Annotated in this window: 14 protein-coding genes and 1 pseudogene; 12 read left to right on the forward strand and 3 right to left on the reverse strand. The window is 31.7% G+C overall.

Annotated features, from left to right (window positions below; all coding sequences use genetic code 11):
- Window positions 1–3 precede the first annotated feature (3 nt).
- The 6 genes from PGC35_RS21460 (at window position 4) to PGC35_RS21485 (ending at window position 7571) form a co-directional block, all read left to right on the forward strand.
- On the forward strand, window positions 4–1920 hold the full coding sequence (locus PGC35_RS21460; RefSeq protein ID WP_375220631.1) for a TnsD family Tn7-like transposition protein: 1917 nt from the start codon (window positions 4–6) through the stop codon (window positions 1918–1920).
- Between the two features lie 13 nt (window positions 1921–1933).
- Complete coding sequence (locus PGC35_RS21465) at window positions 1934–3769, forward strand: TnsD family Tn7-like transposition protein (RefSeq protein ID WP_375220632.1); 1836 nt, start codon at window positions 1934–1936, stop codon at window positions 3767–3769.
- 576 nt (window positions 3770–4345) lie between these two features.
- On the forward strand, window positions 4346–5809 hold the full coding sequence (locus PGC35_RS21470) for an ATP-binding protein (RefSeq protein ID WP_375220633.1): 1464 nt from the start codon (window positions 4346–4348) through the stop codon (window positions 5807–5809).
- A 266-nt stretch (window positions 5810–6075) separates the two neighbouring features.
- On the forward strand, window positions 6076–6447 hold the full coding sequence (locus tag PGC35_RS21475) for a YobA family protein (protein ID WP_375220634.1): 372 nt from the start codon (window positions 6076–6078) through the stop codon (window positions 6445–6447).
- A gap of 133 nt (window positions 6448–6580) precedes the next feature.
- Window positions 6581–7291, forward strand: a complete 711-nt coding sequence (locus tag PGC35_RS21480; RefSeq protein ID WP_375220635.1) for a TnsA endonuclease N-terminal domain-containing protein — start codon at window positions 6581–6583, stop codon at window positions 7289–7291.
- Between the two features lie 10 nt (window positions 7292–7301).
- A complete protein-coding gene (locus tag PGC35_RS21485; protein ID WP_375220636.1) occupies window positions 7302–7571 on the forward strand; it encodes a hypothetical protein in 270 nt (89 codons plus the stop codon).
- A 497-nt stretch (window positions 7572–8068) separates the two neighbouring features.
- Here PGC35_RS21485 and PGC35_RS21490 read toward each other — a convergent pair whose 3' ends face one another.
- From PGC35_RS21490 to PGC35_RS21500, 3 genes are all read right to left on the reverse strand, one after another.
- The gene (locus PGC35_RS21490) at window positions 8069–10606 is read right to left on the reverse strand and encodes an ATP-binding protein (RefSeq protein WP_375220637.1); all 2538 of its coding nucleotides are present in this window, start codon (window positions 10604–10606) and stop codon (window positions 8069–8071) included.
- Between the two features lie 632 nt (window positions 10607–11238).
- Window positions 11239–11622, reverse strand: a complete 384-nt coding sequence (locus tag PGC35_RS21495; protein WP_375220638.1) for a VOC family protein — start codon at window positions 11620–11622, stop codon at window positions 11239–11241.
- 120 nt (window positions 11623–11742) lie between these two features.
- A complete protein-coding gene (locus PGC35_RS21500; RefSeq protein ID WP_375220639.1) occupies window positions 11743–12681 on the reverse strand; it encodes a sigma-70 family RNA polymerase sigma factor in 939 nt (312 codons plus the stop codon).
- A 395-nt stretch (window positions 12682–13076) separates the two neighbouring features.
- Between PGC35_RS21500 and PGC35_RS21505 the strand changes: the two are divergent.
- The 6 genes and pseudogenes from PGC35_RS21505 to PGC35_RS21530 all read left to right on the forward strand — a co-directional run.
- Window positions 13077–13528, forward strand: a pseudogene (locus PGC35_RS21505) (helix-turn-helix domain-containing protein).
- A 99-nt stretch (window positions 13529–13627) separates the two neighbouring features.
- Window positions 13628–14128 carry a phosphoribosylanthranilate isomerase gene (locus PGC35_RS21510; protein ID WP_375220640.1) on the forward strand — a complete coding sequence of 167 codons (501 nt, stop codon included), beginning with the start codon at window positions 13628–13630 and terminating at the stop codon, window positions 14126–14128.
- Window positions 14129–14383: 255 nt separating this feature from the next.
- Entirely contained in the window at window positions 14384–14710 is a 327-nt protein-coding gene (locus tag PGC35_RS21515; protein WP_375220641.1) for a hypothetical protein, read from the forward strand.
- Window positions 14711–15542: 832 nt separating this feature from the next.
- Window positions 15543–16673, forward strand: coding sequence for a serine hydrolase domain-containing protein (locus PGC35_RS21520; RefSeq protein WP_375220642.1), 1131 nt, complete (start codon window positions 15543–15545; stop codon window positions 16671–16673).
- 270 nt (window positions 16674–16943) lie between these two features.
- Window positions 16944–17483, forward strand: coding sequence for an HAD-IIIA family hydrolase (locus PGC35_RS21525; protein WP_375220643.1), 540 nt, complete (start codon window positions 16944–16946; stop codon window positions 17481–17483).
- 199 nt (window positions 17484–17682) lie between these two features.
- Window positions 17683–18052, forward strand: a 370-nt coding sequence (locus PGC35_RS21530) for a RidA family protein (protein WP_375220644.1), incomplete at its 3' end; no start/stop codon positions are given.

Below are 18052 nucleotides of genomic sequence, written 5' to 3' on the forward strand. Positions count from 1 at the left end.
GATATGACCAATATTGTATCTTTTCCAACTATGTTTCCAGATGAAGATTTTCGAAGTATTTTATTTAGATATCATTTACGTTCCCCACATTCATCTTATCTGAAAAATAGAAAAGAATTATTAGGAAAAGCATATTCTACCATGGTTATGTACCCTCAAAACCTAATAAATGTTATCAATCAGCTTGGAGTATCGGAAGAATTTATTACAAACCTTGTTGATAATCACACATTTTATCCTCTATTTAGACCATTTGTAAATAAAGAACTACATAACACAATAACAAATAGATTTTACAATTCTAGTAGAGGTTTAGGATTAATAAATAAAAGATTGGAAAACCAGTTTCTATCAAAAAATATTAGGTATTGTCCGTCTTGCCTAAGTGATGATTATGTAAGGTTTGGAGAAGTATATGTGCATAGAACTCATCAATTTTCTTTTTTAACCGTTTGTCCTATTCATGAAATTAAACTTATTCATAGTTGCTCCCAATGCGATATACCTTTTGCAAGTAGTAATGCAAATTTATTGTTATTGGAACCCACCTGTTCGAATGGTCATGCTATTAATGAAAACACGGAACCAGAATTGATGGATACCTTTAAATATGAATTTTTAGAGGATCTCCAAACACTTATGTCATCTAACAAATTATCATTAAACTATGTTTATCAACAATTAATGGTTCTCTTAGGAAACAGAGGATACATTCATTTTAAGGGAGAAGTGATTTTTAAGAAAGATCTTGTTCTCGATATGGTTGATTACTATGGTAAAGAAGTTCTAATTGAGCTGGGTTTGAATATTAAAGAGCTTTTGAAAACTAGAGTAATGCCAACTCTATTCACTCTAGACGATATGAGGAAGCAAATTATTTTTTACATTTTATTAATGCGTTTTCTTTCAGGTAATACGGATAACTTCTTAAAACAGGCGGAAACTTATTATTTCCCATTACCATTCGGGTATGGCCCATGGATATGTAATAACCGAATATGCCCCAAGTATAATCAAAGGGTAATAAATATATGTACAAGAAAAGTACATGAGTGGATTACTGGCTATTTTACTTGTAATCATTGCGGAATGACTTATTATAGAAAAAGTTTTCCTCATGAGGAAGATGAAAATCTATTTTCAATTGAAACAATGGGCACATTATTTATTAATCGGTCAAAAAAATATTATGAGAATGGGTATAATATTACTCAAATCGCGGAGTTTCTTCAATCAAATAGAACAACCGTTAGAAAGTATTTAAGGCCATATAGGAAAGAGATTCAAAATAACTTGTCAGCAACAGACCAGAAAAGTGCCCATAATGAGATTTTGCAAGGAAAACTTGAGATAGCGGTAACTGGCGACAATTCAAAGTTAGAACTATGTAAAGAGACTGTTCTCGAAGCTATTAGAATTCTAGGTAAGCGAGCAAATAGACCTCAAATTAGAAAATACAATATTCATCGATATGATTGGGTAATGAAGTACGATAGTGCTTGGATGGAACTTCATTTGCCTCCCAAGAGAAAATTGCCTAAATCACTCAATTTAGAGACCTTAGATGATGAAATGTACCAACTAATTTCAGGAGCCATACTTAGATTATGGGAGAGCCCTCCTAAAACGAAGATTACAAAAGCTTCAATCTTTAAAACACTACCAAGTTTTGCACAGGCCCGTTGCTATAGTTTTAGTGAGTATCTTCCAAAGACAACACACTTAATAGAGAATAGTTTAGAAACAGACGATCAATATTTAATTCGTAATTTTCCGGCAGTGGTTAAGTGGTTTAATGAGTCTAGATATAAAACTTTATCGTTAAAATTGATTCAAAATAGATTTAAGATGTATAAAAAGTGTTCACTTGCGGTTATACAATGGTTAGAGGATCAAATCGATCAAATTAACTCGCCGTAAGGAGAATTAATAAGTGCACTTTTTTCCCACGCTCTATCCAGACGAATTATTGTATAGTGCATTAGCAAGATATCATACTTATTCGGGAAATGAAAATTTTAAAAAGACCATGCGAGATTTATTCGGGTGTGAAACAGTATGTTCTGTAATTGATTTACCATGCATGCTAGAAGTATTATGCTCACGTATTCCTGGTAATGTTATCAGCAAAGAGCAATTGCTCCAAGATCACACACTAATGCCTTATTATAGTCATTTTATTCCCTGTAATCGACTAAAAATTATTAAGCAAGAAATGTATTTTAATAATGGGAGCTCAATACACATGCTCTTAGGTCTAACAGCTAATGGGGTAAAACCATCCAAAAGTTTAAAGTACTGTACAATTTGCGCAAGTGAAAATAGGGTGAAATATGGTTTAGCTTATTGGCAGCGTTCTCACCAACTTCCTGGTGTTACAGTCTGCTATAAGCATAAAATCAATTTATGTAAGACTAATGTTCTTTATTCTCAAAGAAGAAATAAGCATGAATTTGTTCCTTTAGATATGATTACTGAAATTATTAATACTGACGAGGTAATTGTAGAAAATCATATCAACTTATTTATAGCTCAGAATTCCTTTTATTTACTACATTACAATTCAGATAAGATTGTAATTAGGGATAATATAAGGAATAGGTATTTACAAGAACTACAGAATAATAATATGTTATCGGCGAGGGGAAGAATTAAGTTCTTTAAACTAATCCAAAGTTTTAACAATTATTATGGACGTGATTTACTAGCAATAATGGGAAGTGAAGTGGAAGAAGGAAAACAGCATACTTGGTTACATAAATTGTTGCGAAGTTCTGATGAGGTGATTCACCCACTTAGGCATATATTATTACATGGTTTTTTGGGTATGAATATAACTTCTACTATGAACGAGCATGATTTTTCTTTACCGTTAGTTAATCCGTTCTTCAATGGCCCCTGGCCGTGTTTAAATAAAGCTTCAAGTCATTTTGGAGAGAAAATAATTTCATTATGTACTATTACAAGATGCTCGGATACAGGGAAACCAGTTGGAACTTTTTCTTGTGAATGTGGATTTGTCTATTCACGAAGGGGTCCTGATAAGTCTGAGGCGGCTCAATTGGTCATTGGTCGTATTAAAGAGTTTGGTGATGTTTGGCAAAATAAACTTTGGGAGTTATGGGAAAATGAAAAGTTATCACTAAGGGAAAAAGCACGACAACTAGGTGTAGATCCGAAGACCGTTAAAAAAAAGGCCAACATCTTGATCTCTGATAAGAATATACCCATGAGCAAACTAAAGCCCTTAAATAGTTATATAATAACGAAGAGAAACGAATGGATAACTGTTAAAAATGAAAAGACATCTCCGTTAAGGAAATCAGTATATAATTGGTTGTATAAGCATGATAGAGACTGGTTAATGCAAAATCAAAATAGATACAATAATATTACTCAAGACTCTAATAAGATTCGTATTAATTGGAATGATAGAGATGAGGAAATGGCAATAGAGGTAAGGGAAACAGCAAACCAATTAATATCTATAAGACAAGTTCGTATAACTAAGACTGAAATAGGTAGAAGAATAGGGAAATTATCTTTGATTGAAAAACAGATAGAAAAACTTCCAAAAACCAAAAGAGAATTGGAAAGGGTTGTAGAAACAACAGAACAATTTCAAATTCGTAGGATTGATTTAAGTATTGAAGAGCTGATTATAAATAATGAGATATTAAAAGTATGGAAAGTTGCTAAAAAAGCGGGATTAAGAACTGAGGCTTTAAATCAATTAAAAGAAATAATAATAAAAAAAATAGGTGTGTAATAATATAGTTAGTGTCAACGATACAAACATATTAGTTGTAATAAAAATATTTCTGAAAATACGACCTGTTTTTAGGCACTTGAGACAATAAGCACAAAGTAATAAAACCGCCCCTGAGCCTACAAACTTGGAACGGTTTACTCGCCTAACGAGCTAATCGCCTTTGAAGTGATGCTATTTTACTACAAGACTGTTTGGGGTTGCACACCGCTCAGTCTTTTTTATTATGTGAATTCTTAAGCTCATTATACCAAGAGTATAAACCATTTTTAATTTTACTAATTACCTATCCCTAATTTCTCAATTCTTTGTATTCATCAACCTTTTTGGACTGTCATGAGGATACAGAATATTATTTTAGTATTAGATGATAAAAGTTATAGTTTCTTATTATGAATTTCAATGAGTTGAAAAGAATCAATAGTGTTTAACTTACATCTTCACTAGAGACTGAAGGGGAAGATTGTTGTATTTGTGATCTAGGTGCGAGTTAGCTTTAATATAAATTACATAGACTCACTATTAATTATAGTTATATGGTAATATATACTAAATATAGCAATAGTAAAAGTGTGGGTGAAATTATTGAAAAAACCAATGGATTTAAACTCTTTAGTAAGCAGTTATAACGATTTATCAAAAGAGACTTTTAATGAACTTCTGAGGTTGTTCGATTTTGATTTAAGAGAAGATGAAATAGAACAGATTTCAAAGTTTATAGCCAACTTAACAATTGAAAATAAATATTTTGGGTATTTTTATTTGGGTTACAAGATACCTCAATTAGATAAAGAATTTGATTTACTTAGATTTGGAAAGAATTATATCTTAAATGTTGAAATAAAATCTATCTTAAAGGAAGAAGATGCAAAGGAACAATTAATTAAGAATAGATATTATTTAGCTTCTTTAGGCAAGAAAATAAAGTCATTTACTTATGTCGCAGAACATAACAGCCTTTATCAACTAGATGATGATGAAAACTTTCAACAAATAGAATTTGATGTATTTGAAAAACTTTTGACTAGTCAAAAGTTGGAGCACCATTCGAATTTAGACGACTTATTTGATCCATCTGATTATCTAGTATCCCCCTTCAATGATAGTGAAAGGTTCAATAATGGCTCTTATTTTTTGACTAAACAACAACAAGAGTTTAAGGATGCTATATTAAAAAGTTCCGCAAAATTTACAATTATAGAGGGTCTACCAGGAACCGGGAAGACACTATTGCTTTACGATTTAGCAAAAGAATTTAGTGTGAATCATGATATTGTAATCATTCACACAGGAACATTAAATACGGGGCATTTGATATTGAATCAACAATATAAATGGAACATCATTCCTATAAAAGAGTGTAAAAGGATTGAGCAAATCAAACCACAATTTATCTTTGTTGATGAGACTCAAAGAATGAGACCTTTACAACTTGACTATCTTATTAGATATGTAATTGAAAATGATATATTCTGCATTTTCTCGATTGATCCAAGACAAATCCTCTCTATTCAAGAATGGGATTACGATAATAAACGTACACTCATGACCTTGGAAGATAGTGAAGCATATATATTAAGTAAAAAGATTAGAACAAATAAAGAGCTTGGTGCATTTATTAAAGGTTTATTTAACTTAAATCATATGAAGTATTGTAATAATACCGATAATATAGCTATTCATTACTTTAATGAGATTAATCGAGCTAGAGGATTTGCAGAAGGCTTGGAAATAGAAGGATGGCAGGTTATCGACTATACAGGAGAAAATTGGAATGGTCATTTAATCGAACGGATGCGACTATACAGAGGATTAAATGCGCATGGTGTTCTGGGACAAGAGTTTGATAAAGTTCTTGTTTTAGTAGGACCTACTTTTTACTATGGTGAAGACGGTGGTCTTGCTGTAAGAGGAAAAAATCATTATGATCCAGAACGCATGTTTTATCAATCAGTGACTCGTGCAAGAAAACAAATCATGTTACTTGTAGTAAATAATATTGAGTTTATGAGCAAACTTATAAATGGAATGAATAGATGAATTAAAATGGCTTTCTAGTAATGTTTAAGACCTGTATCTAATATCTTTATTAAGAGGTGGTTTGGGTTACCAACTATAATGTAACTTTACATTAAAGTCGGTTATTGATATTTATAAAGAAATTTTAAAATCATCTCTCTAGTTTAACTGAGAGGTGATTTTTTTTTTGATACTTATGTTAAAATAGCTAATGATTGTGAAGGGTTTCACTTAAACTAACGCAGCAGGTTAGTTTAACAAGGAATGTAATTTTTAGGAGGGATAAAATGAAATTTTTACGGTATTTTTGTACAATTTTTATCTCGCTGAGTTTTATTCTTTTAATAACTGGATGTACAGAAAATATAACCACACCAAAAGACGAGGATTTAAAGATAGAAGGTTATATACTTGAAGTAGAGGAAGGAAGAATATTGGTTGCTGAAGATATTACTTCGGAAAAATATGAAGAAATTAAAGATAAAACAATTGACGAAATTCAAGAGGTGGATAATGAAAGGATTTCACTTATCTTCCTAAGTTATGAAGATACCAGTAGTTTAAAGGTAGGTCACAAAGTGGATATATGGATTGATGGTGGTATTAATGAATCTTATCCTTCTCAAGCTGGAGCAAAAAAAATTGAGATAAAAAATTAAAAATTTCTTCTTCAACTAACGGGTGCTTTAGTTGAATATTCGTTTCTCGAACTAGTCAAACAATATAAAATTATTGTATATAGTAAAACTAAAAACATAACATTAAGAAAGACAGTGGGTTACCAAGGGTGGGTTGACCCGTCACTTAGGTTGGAAAACGAAGAGAATTCATCATACGCTCTCTAATTTTGAAAGAATGTATCTTTATTTCCTTGAATGGGTGGATGAAGTTGTAGACATTAGAGAACAGTTCCCTTTAACCCCACTGGAAAGTACCCAAGAGATCTCATATCAATTAGGAATCAAGCATGCCAATGTTGACGGGGTGCCTGTAGTTATGACTACAGATTTTGTTATTACAGTAAAAACTCCAAAAGGCTTGATAGATATAGTGAGAACTGTAAAGCCTGCCTCAAAGCTTACAAAAAGAACCTTAGAGATATTTGAAATAGAAAGTAGGTTTTTTATAGAACAAGGTGTTAGTTGGGGAATTATTCTAGGTAACAATTTGCCTAAGAATTTAATTTCAAATATAGAGTGGTTGCACGAGGGAAGATATTTAGATACAAGACCAGGAGTGGATGAAGAACTTGTAGACTTGATTGGAAACTCCTTATTTCTACAAATTACTGAAGATAACTGTTCAACATCCATTGGTAAAATTTATCTACGTTGTGATGATAAATTTGGAATTGAACCGGGAACGAGTATGTTTATTTTGAAGCATATGCTTGCAATAAAAAAATGGGGAACTGATATGAAAGTAAAAATAAAAGAATCGAAACCATTGCAAATTTTTAATTTAGAAGAACAGCAACAATTTATTAATAGGGACATTAGTTAGAGTGGAGATGTTGGATATATTACTTTTTGAAAATAATGTTATAGAGCTTTTGGATAATGAATTAAAACCAGAATCTTTATTAAGGGTTCTTTGGATAGCACCTGATAAAATGGACATTATTCTTGTAGAAATAAATGACCATAGAAAAATGAAGTTCCCTTTTATTAGCAAATACAGTGAAATTATCAATGAAATTGAGGGAGGTAAAGCAAGAGTACTTGAAATTGATCCCGACATAAGGTTGATTTCACCAGATGAGAACTATTTAAGAAAGTACTAGTCCCAAGGGCGTCAGGACTTAAATAGAAATTTGCAATTCAGCTCGAGATGATAATTGAACAAGAAGCTTCGGTTAGATATTAATTACTGTAGGTAACCCAGGTAGAGTCTCTTGTAAAGGAACAATTCGTAGGTCTTTGCTGGTCATACAGGTCCCAAATAGGATAAAGGCAGGGATACATGTAACCTAAAGTCGGTTGCAAATTTTATTCAGTACTCTTCGAGATTCCTAAAATTAAGGAACATTAAAAATTTTATATTTCCCAAAAACCTCATTTAGCCATCATTACGGTAAACCCACCATAAGTAATCCCTGTGCCAGAAGAAAAGCACTGCTGAAAGCAGTGCTAATTTGCTAAATAAATGGTCTTTAATTAATACCTAAAAATAATGTCATTTCGATGTTTCTTTTGGTTTTGGTACATGTTTTCTGAAGGGGTTAGCCTTTAAAACTTAACCCCTTTTCCTCCTTCAAAAAAACCTTCAATATTTTTATTACTATTTGATATTTTTTGATATTTTTTGATATTTTTTGATTTTTATTTCAATTCTGTTGAAATCCTCATGCATTTTATCTCGCTTTGTTTTGAAAATATTTTGAGCTTGTGATCCCAAGAATATTTTGCCAAACCTATCTCTTGAAGTTAATATTTTATTTATATCGCCCTTAACGCTAATTAAACATTCCATTCGAACTAAAAGAGATTCTAAATAAAATATAGTAGCACTCGTATCGTCGCTAACATAATATTCCTCATAGTTATTCAATAATGTTAAAGCTTCTAAGGGATTTTCTTTTTTAAAATATCTTGAACAATATAATTTGAATTGTGCAGTCAAGTTTGTAGGAATATCCTTTGGATACTGTTTAATAATCGCCCTGCATTTCTCGATATTCTCTAAACATTTTTTTCTATCCATTCCAGATGCATCACCAACTTGCTTCATATAAGAAATGAATAGTTCTTTTATTAATTTTGGTTCATTTTTAACAAGAAACTCTACTTTCTTGTATTCTTTAACATTATTTAAGAGTATACATGCTTGTTTTTTTATATTAAGACTTATGCTTCCATTTTTAAGAATTGGTATATTATTTTCCATTTGGGTATAGTAACCTAATAAATCTCTTTGTCTTATCTTATTAATTTTTCCGGATAATATCATTCTGTTGATTTCAACTAAAGACTTTATTGTGATAGATAGGATTTTCTCTTGATTAATCTTCTCAGCTTTACTCTTTAAATTCACATCGACTTTATTCATCAAATTAAAATTATTTAGGATTTCTACTTGATTTGAAGAACTAAATATTTTAATCAACTTATCTAAATCTGGCTCACAGAAAAATGCTTGTATCAAAAATTTCCTATCATTTTTACTTTGGTATTTAGATAAGTATAATTTTGAAAGTAGTTTTCCAATTGATACCTCTTCATCAAACTGAATTTCGTTAATATGCGTTTTTAATTCTTCTATTTCTGAGTACCATTCAAGTTCTTTTAATTTAAATACATTAAATACATTATCGGAAAAATTCCCATCTAAATAATTATTAAAGAGCTCATTTACATAATATTTATCAGATAAAGGTATTGGTTGTAAAAAACCAATATTTGTGAATAATTGAGATCTTAAATTATGTTCCCCTAATGCCTTTAAACCGACCTCATCTTTTAGATATGTAAGAAATTCTTCATTAATCTCAGCAATATTTGCCTCCGAGCAAATATAACATAAAACGGCCAGAAACTTCTGTGATTCAATTGCCATACTTTCGATAGTGTTCTCAAAGCAAAATACTAAAAATTCCTCCAATTGGTTATGAAGGATTTTTGACTCTTCAGTATATTTAGTATGATATTCTACCCTCAGGTCCATTACCTTCTTACGGGTTGATTTTAAAGTGTTACAAAAAGCAATAATAAGTCCTGGGTTACCCTTTGTATAACTTTGAATCCAGTCCCAATCATCCTGTTTTATTTTTTTCTCTTCAAGAATTGCCTCACTTAAATAACTTTTAATCAAATCTTTTGTATTTTCAATTTTAAATTGGTGCAATGGTAATTTGGATTCCCTGTCACCTAACCCATACCGACTTGTTATAATTAATCTCGATGGTTTAGAAAATTCAGCGATGAACCTTTGTGCTATATCTGTAAATTCTTTTAGGTTACTTTTAACTATTTCAGTTTCTAAATTATCGAGAATTAAAAGTGATTTTTCCGAAAACATTTTTTCCCAGACTAAGTTCTCAATCTCATTAAATTCATACATTTTTGTATCAATTCCCATAAAAGTAGCGAGCTTAAGAATTAGATCACTATGATTATTTATAGCCTTTTCAAAACGTCTAATATTTCCATTTTCAAAGGCACTATTTTTAAAACTCATAAAATAAATATTTTCAAAAGGAATATCCGGAGAATAAAGAAAATCTTCTATTAATTGAAGAACTAATGCTGTTTTTCCTAAACCACCATGCCCAACTATTGAAACTGGTGTGGGTCTAGTTACTTCTCTTTTTAGTTCAATCAACTCTATATTACGACCAATTAATTTATCAAAATTTTTACCTAATGGATACACCATATGTACTAAAGGAATTCTATACTCATTGATATCAGTGGAAATGAATTTATTCCACTTTGTATTATAATTATTATCTTTTAAAGCAATCGATATAGCATCACAGGATTGTGAAATTTTATCCATTTCAATATGTGTAATAGATCTCGAATGCATAATATCATTACGTCTCTTAATCAAAACAGAAATATTTACATGCTCTAATGAATTTTGTTTGTTTTCTTTAAATTTTTTACTTCTAATGAAATCTACCAATTCACCTAGATGTGAATATTTCAATAGGTTATGATATTCATTGGGATCCTCGTTATTTGCCAATGCTGTTTCGCTATATTTTAACTTCATTGCTTCACTTAAATCTTCTTTTTTAGAATACTCTTCACAATATTCCCTTAATAAATTTTCTAAAAAGTATATCATTTTGTAACCATTTAAATTGAGATGCATTTTGTGATCCCCCGTTCATTTAATAATTAACTATGCTTACTCATATTGTAATACATTTTCCCTGTAATTGCCTTTTATTTATATAACTTTAGAATTAAAAATTTAAGTTGAGATAACCATTCTGTTAAGGGAGTACTTAGAAAGGTTTAATTCTTTAGATAGGATTAACGTCTGAATAGGAAATCGTGATATAAAATACTGTTGAATAGAAATTTCCTGGTATTATATTAGGGTTTTTCTTTTCGAGGGGTTTTCCGTGGAGGCGTTAAATGAACAAGTAAAGAAAATGATTCATCCAGACAGTATAAAGCATCATTGGAAAATGAGAATTTTAGAAGGCACCAATACAATATCAAAGTAAGAAGGAAAAAAAACAGAAAGTACAAGAAAAAACTGTAACAAATTAAGTCAACAATTAGTTGGCTTTTTTGTTCCATCGTTCTTGTTCCACTAACGGGTGCTTTAATTATACAATTGGCTGCCTGTAAGAGTAGCTTGTTCTTATTGAACTAACGCAGCAGTTTAGTTGAAGAAGGGATATGAAATTCCATTCTTTTTATGTCGCATTCGACACAAACTGAGAAATAAAAAAAGAGCAATGGTAGATAAATCTAACCTTTGCTCAAAAATTTTTAACAGTTGCAGATCATTAATACGTTTCCATCTAAATCCAGAAAGTTAAAATAGGCAAAATCACCAATACGCTCTATTTCTCTAACAACTGTTATTCCATTGTTTTTGATAAATTTGTATGCTTCATCAATATCTTTGACGAAGAAATTAAATAAAACATGGTTTGAAGGATTTAGTATAAAGCTCGGATCGAAAGTATGGTCGTCTAAAGTAAGTCCAGTCTCAGCTGTAATAGGGATATTGTAAACAGGAGATGAAACATTATCATTATTAAAGGGTATTCCAAGTAGTTTGCTGTACCATTCTGCAGACCTTTCTAAGTCACTAACATGGATAAAAACATTATTTACCTTACAGGTAATTGGAGAAGCGATTGAATTCATTAACATTCCACCCTTTGTTTTAATTTTCTTTTACTAATTCAACAAATCGTAAAAAACATTAGCAGTATGAACAAACTTTGAAAGAAAGAACCGAAGAGGTCTTTTGACATTTCAAAATAATTAATTCCAACTTACTGGTGGTTTTACTAATTGTGCCTTTATTCCAAGTTCTTCAGCAGCAGCTAAAATAAATTCTTTCCTGAAAAAATAACTTTTATGGCTTACTATTTTACCGTTTTCAATCTCTTGTGTTTGAATGTCATGTATTTCAGGACTATGGTCATTATTAGTTAGCACAATAATAACTGGTTTACCCCAAAGTTCTATTTCTTTAGCAGTATGGCCAGGCAATCCAAATCTTAGAGAACCTTTTCGCATCTCCTCTTTAGAGAATTCCTGGAATCCAAAGAACGCTTCATTTTGTGCTTGATCACTAAATAATCTTAACATACTATTTAAATCTCCATTATTAAAGGCTTCTAAGTATGCTTGAATGGTTACGTTATGACTTTGTGTATCTATTTTAGTTTTTGATTCTGAAAAATCCAAAGAAGCTATTTTTCTTCTCGCACGTTGAACTGAAGAATATACACCACCTGGAGTGCTTTGGACAATCCCAGCTACTTCATCTGCACTAAACTTGAAAATATCCAATAGTAGAAATGCTGCTGTTTGTTTAATGGTCAAATTCGACTCCAACGATATTAGAATCTCTTCCAATAATAGACGATCTGAAAAATCAAGACTTGGCTCAGGTACTTCATCTAAAGTTCCTATTTCACGATTGAGCTTTCTACATTGGTCCAGCCAGGTGTTTGTTGCAACTTTGAAGAGATAGTATTTTTTATCAGTAATCTCACTCCAACGTTGGGGTAGCAATCCAAAGGACTTTATCATTGTCTCTTGATAAAGATCTTCGCCATCCCAAGGGGAACCAGTTACATATTTACAATAGTTCCACAGGTCTGATGAGTATACTGAAACTATTTCTTCAAATTCATCTCTTAATTTTCGAGCTTCATCCAAAAAAACCTTGTTAATGTTATTACTTAGTTCCATATAATTTCCCTCCTAATGTACTTACAATAAATAGACGTTTGAGAATAGAAAAATTATACGGCTTAGTAAAAAAAAATTAAAGATACTAAAATTTGTTCCAAAGCAATAGCAAGAAAGACTAAATTAGAGAGGGTGATAATACACAATACGAACAAAATGTGCAATAGAAAAAAAGATACTTATTCAACTAACGGGTGCTTTAGTGAAAAATCGTTGAGCTTCTAGATGGTCATTTGTGGAATACTGGTGGGCTGTTAAAATGCTGAAAGTCGTCAATATATATGGGAACATTTTATTTGGCAACTTAAGGTTGCGCCTTGATGCACCTAGAACTAGCTTTACTTCATCTACTCACATCTTTAATACTGAAATTGTAAGGAAAGGCGATGAGAAATATGATTTTTAGTGAACGCTTAAAAAGAGAAAGAGAAAAAAAGGCTGGTCACAAACAGAGCTTGCTGAAAAGATTCATGTTAGTCGCCAGTCCGTTTCAAAATGGGAGACAGGCAAAAACTATCCAAATATCGAGGTAATCATCGATCTGAGTGATTTATTTGGTATTACGATAGACGAACTATTAAGGAGTGATGAAGAGTTGAAAGAGAAAGTAATTCAAGATAGTAAGAAATTGGCGTATCCATGGTGGAAAGTTTTGTTAGATAGTGTGTTTTTATTAGGTGCCTTTTTGTTAGTGTCAAAAATAATCATTATCGCATTAAATCACTTTTTCGGTACAAATATTCTTATACTAGAAGGCTTACCAAAAGTTGTTACTAATTTTTTACCGCTAATTTTAATGGTTATTGGAGGCATTGGCAGCGATCAATTGAAAGATAAATATATTTGATTAAACGAGTTATTTTAGAATTAAAATCAAAGCATACAAAAACATCGAGATATACAAAACAAATGAATAACTACAAAAAAGCAAAAGGTGGAGTAACAAATGGAGAATAACAAGTTTAATGAGTTTATTAAAATAGCAAAAAAACTAAATGAAATTGAAATTATTCCATTGTTAATGGGTTCAGTTGGTTTAGAAATCGTTACGGGTCAGGGGTGGGATGCCCAAGACTTAGATATTCATGTATCTGGAGATAAAAGAGGATGGGAAGTACCTCCTGAAATGTCTATATTTAACTGGGATGATATTATGAAAATCATGATTTCAATGGAATATACCCTAATTGATTTGCATGAGCATGAGTTTTCTAAAAAAGGGTTATCCGTTGAATTTGGTATCATCGACACGTTACCAGATTTCGCAGGAGTACAATTAGAGGATTTAGAATTACATCAAAAGGGGGAAGTAAAGTATTATTTACTAAATCCTGAGCAATATCTATCTGTTTACGAGTCTTCATCTAAGGATAGTTACCGAGCAGATAAAAATAATGATAAAGATCTTAAAAAAATTGATTTCTTAAAAAGTATGATATTACAATGACTAACCATATTATTGTGCTAACGGGTGCTTTACTTCAAGAAGGGGTAAATTCTTTTTTCTTATTGAACTAAAGCAGCAGGTTAGTTTAAAAGGAAAATGAACGATTTAAACGAAAATAGAGCAAAATGGAATTAAAGGGGGGGTATTCATTGCATCCAATAGAATTAATTGAATTGATGATAGTCGGTGGAATTTTACTTGTTATTCTATTAGTTTCTTTTATTTTGAAAGGAAAATGGAGAAAAATAACTGGGATTGGCTATTTTATTTTTGGTGTCTTTTGGTATCTTTTATTTCGCACGTCCATATTGGATTGATATGCAAATCGAAAAAAAAGTAGGTTATATACAGATGCATTTGGAAGAACAGTACCCTGGGGAAACGTGGGAATATAGGACAGTGCCTCATCGTGAGGACGGCTATGAATCCTCGAATCCATATTATATAGGTGTAATATTTGATACTGAACCACTAGTGGAATATAAATATTTCGTACGTAAAAAAGGTTATATTATCCAACAAGGGTGGTATACAACTGAATTACAAAGTGACTTATTACATTTAGAAGTGTTTGAAGAATAATTACTGTTTATTATGAAGTTCCATCTTCTCTTATAGATTTGAATATTAATCTCCATTATTTTCTTAATCTTATTCAACTAACGGGTGCTTTAGTTAAAAATTCGCTTTCCGAAATAATCAATATTATAATTGTGTATTTAAAAGTTAAAACAAAACCATAACATTGGGTTACTAACTATAATGTAAAAACCTTAAAGTACGATTGGATGGGTTACCAACTATAATGTAAATTCAAGTTTTTTAAAACATACGTATTTTCGTTGCTGTTATTGAATTTTGGAGTTACCAACTATAATGTCACTGGACAGTTTGCATACAACTCAGTCGTGACGTAAATAACTCAAGCGTGACGTATACAACTTAGTCGTGACGTGAACAACTCAATCGTGACGTGAAAACTGGTTAGATTAACTAACCAGTTTTTTTCATTTTCTATTGGTATTTATAAATAAAAAGTGTCGTGGGCAAAAACAACGAAGTCGTACATAATACTATTGTTATTAAACGAATTAGTTGTGCATAGAAACGGGTTAAACTAATATTGATAAATAGGGATATATTAAAGGTAAAGGTTGATTTATCTAAAGTGATTTTATGACCGCTACCCCACATCTAATAGAATAAGTTTGTGAAAGAATGTACTTAAACTAACGCAGCAGTTTAGTTGAATAAGAAAATTAGAGTTAAATAATCTTAAGTGCAAAATTCTCTATAAATTGGAACCTCTATTCGTGTCAACCGTATTAGAGTAAATAAGCAGGTTAGTTGAAAAGTAATAACAATAATAAAATTATTTCAAACAAAATTAAGTAAATTAATAATGGAGGTTAGCATGGGGCATTTAAACGAAAAGTTCAATCAGATAACGGATTATATCAATGGAATTTTAAATGACCATCAGGGAGTTGGGTTGAGCGTCACAATTGTAAAAGACTCAGACATTATTTACTCTAAAGGTTTTGGATACTCACAGATTCAGCCTTTAAGCCAACCAATTGATGGAGATACATTAATGAGCATTCAAAGTATTTCAAAGAATTTTATGGCACTTTCGATAATGCAACTTGTTGAAAAGAACCTGATTTCATTGAATGATACTGTTGTTAAATACTTACCATACTTCAGAACCAAAAATAAACAACAAAGTGATACAATCACGATACGGCATCTCTTATCTCATACGGCTGGTTTTCCGTCTAATTTAGGAATTGCAAATATGATAGCTCCGAATGTAAGAGAAATTTTTTCTGAAACACCAACTGAGTTTCAAGAAGCATTAGACTATTACAATCTTACAGAAGATGAGATTAGAAGTGTACAATGCAGAGAAGATGTAACGAAATGGTTCCAAAAAGTTGAATTGGAGTATCCGGTGGGAGAGGGATGGAATTATTGTACAGATTCGTATGTAATATTGGCAGATTTGTTCGAAAAAGTGACAGATTCCAATTGGGAAAACTATCTTAGAAATGAAACCCTTACTCCCTTAAATATGGAACGGACAACTAGCGATTCAGATAAAGTTGAAGGAGATTTAAATAGTGCAAGATATTACTTGGGCGAACATAAAATAGAAACACCTTTTCCAAAAAACTCAATTTCAGCTCCAATTGGTTATTTGTATTCATCGGCAAATGATTTAGGGAAATATTTAGCATTTCACTTAAATAAAGAGCCGAATATTTTACGTACAGATTTAATCGAAGAAATGCAGAATCCTATTCATCCTGTCAGTGAGGAATGGAGGTTCGGAAGTGAAGTCAGAAGCTACGGACTTGCATGGTTTACTGACGTGTATAGAGGGTTCAAAGTTGTAGAACATGGAGGCGGTCAAATGGCTGTAAGGTCTCTGATGGCAATGGTTCCTGAACTTAACTTGGGGGTAGTTGTCTTACTCAATTTTGACGGGACCGCTCATCATGATATTTGTGACAAGGTTATAGACGCATTCATTGATTCCTAACATAAGAATTGTTTTAAAATTTTATACTCGACTGAATACAAATTAATTATGACCGTTTTCTTTCGATTAAACTAGCTAAGAAAAGCTGATTCTTATTCCACTAACGGGTGCTTGAGTTGAAGAACATTGGGCTGCTTAAGAAGCTCTTGTTCTTATTTTACTAACGCGGGCAGGTTACTTGGAGAAGAATATCCTAAAATACACAGGAGTTCCATTGTATATTACAGAATATTATTATGAATATACATTGATTCCGGAGGTAATTTAGCTATGTACATACAAGCAGTTTTCATAGATAGGGATGGAACAATCGGAGGTAGTGATAGTGTTGTTTATCCTGGGGAGTTTGAACTATTCCCCGGTGTTGCAGAGTCAATACAACAATTGAAAAAGTCTGGTGTTTTAATTTGTTCTTTTACAAATCAACCTGGAATTTCTAAGGGAGAAGCCTCCTTTCAAAGTTTTGAAGAAGAACTCAAAGATTTTGGTTTTGATAAAATTTATCTCTGTCCACACCAGCATAATGAAGGATGTCAATGTAGAAAACCTTCTCCAGAAATGCTAAAAAAGGCTGCTAAAGATAATAACTTTAATTTAAATCAATGTGTAGTAATTGGGGATAGATGGACTGATTTATTAGCTGCCGATGAAGTTGGATGTAAGAAAATTTTAGTGAAAACAGGTAGTGGTAAAGAAACCTTTGATAAATACATAAACAATGAGTTTTTTGGTCGGTGGGGAGAACTAAAGCCCGATTTTATAGCGGAGGATTTAAATGAAGCTGTTAATTGGTTAATGTCAAACCAATAAAATTACCCCTCTTCAAATATCGGGTGCGTTGATCCAAGAAGAATTAAAGCTTTTTTTGTTGAACTTACTTAACTAACGGGGCAGGTTAATGTAATAAGAATTTTTTTCTAAGCAAGAAGGGTTTTCACTGTGTATTCCGGAATAGTTAGTTTATAAGTATATTTTTAACTTAATTAACATTGCGAATGGAGTTTTTGATATGAGTGCGATCGAACGTCGTTTGGAAGAATTAGGTTTAGAGTTACCTGAGGCTGTTGCCCCTTTGTATAGTTATGTTTCCGTTATGATTCATAATGGAGTGGCTTATATTAGTGGACAAGTTCCTAGAATAAATGGTGAAGTTCCTTATACAGGTAAAGTGGGCAGAGATGTTACAGTCGAGCAGGCTCAGGAACTTGCTGAGTTCTGTGTGTTAAAAGGACTTAGCAGTTTAAAAGCAGCCATAGGCAGTCTTGACAATGTGGAGCAAGTATTAAAGGTAACTGGCTATGTACAAACTGCACCAGGGTTTAATGAACCTTCCAAAATCCTTGATGCCGCTTCTGAATTACTTGAGAAGATATTTGATG

Origin of the sequence: Psychrobacillus sp. PGGUH221 (assembly GCF_042055255.1) — a bacterium.
Lineage (GTDB): Bacteria > Bacillota > Bacilli > Bacillales_A > Planococcaceae > Psychrobacillus.

What these genes read in the sequence shown, in the direction of transcription:
- PGC35_RS21520 (WP_375220642.1), top strand. Translation starts at nt 15,543, where the DNA reads ATGGGGCATTTAAACGAAAAGTTCAATCAGATAACGGATTATATCAAT.
- PGC35_RS21500 (WP_375220639.1), bottom strand. Translation starts at nt 12,681, where the DNA reads ATGGAACTAAGTAATAACATTAACAAGGTTTTTTTGGATGAAGCTCGA.
- PGC35_RS21475 (WP_375220634.1), top strand. Translation starts at nt 6,076, where the DNA reads ATGAAATTTTTACGGTATTTTTGTACAATTTTTATCTCGCTGAGTTTT.
- PGC35_RS21510 (WP_375220640.1), top strand. Translation starts at nt 13,628, where the DNA reads ATGGAGAATAACAAGTTTAATGAGTTTATTAAAATAGCAAAAAAACTA.
- PGC35_RS21495 (WP_375220638.1), bottom strand. Translation starts at nt 11,622, where the DNA reads ATGAATTCAATCGCTTCTCCAATTACCTGTAAGGTAAATAATGTTTTT.
- PGC35_RS21525 (WP_375220643.1), top strand. Translation starts at nt 16,944, where the DNA reads ATGTACATACAAGCAGTTTTCATAGATAGGGATGGAACAATCGGAGGT.
- PGC35_RS21460 (WP_375220631.1), top strand. Translation starts at nt 4, where the DNA reads ATGACCAATATTGTATCTTTTCCAACTATGTTTCCAGATGAAGATTTT.
- PGC35_RS21490 (WP_375220637.1), bottom strand. Translation starts at nt 10,606, where the DNA reads ATGCATCTCAATTTAAATGGTTACAAAATGATATACTTTTTAGAAAAT.